The sequence below is a fragment of the Mesorhizobium sp. M7A.F.Ca.MR.148.00.0.0 genome (assembly GCF_003997735.1).
Taxonomy (GTDB): domain Bacteria; phylum Pseudomonadota; class Alphaproteobacteria; order Rhizobiales; family Rhizobiaceae; genus Mesorhizobium.
On the sequence record NZ_RZTB01000698.1, the window covers coordinates 1 to 235 of the forward strand.

Here is a 235-nt window from a genome sequence, read left to right on the forward strand (position 1 = left end):
CCGAGCACAGCGTCCAGCCGTCGCCGGTTGCGCCAGAGGCGGCGAGTATGACGCGTCGTTGTGGACCGATCTTTGGCGCATAGCTCCACCAACCCTCCTTCAGCACCGCATCTTCCGGAGGCTCCATGCCGGCGCCCGAACCCTTGACCCGCGCCTCGACCATCTGCAGGCCGATAGGCATGACCTTCCAGTCTTCCTCCCAACGCGACCGTTCCACCGAATGCGTCCAGGACAG

Annotated in this window: 1 protein-coding gene; it reads right to left on the reverse strand. The window is 65.1% G+C overall.

Going from position 1 to position 235, the window contains the following annotated elements:
- Positions 1-235, reverse strand: a 235-nt coding sequence (locus EOB49_RS35890) for a DUF1850 domain-containing protein (protein ID WP_127383585.1), incomplete at both ends; no start/stop codon positions are given.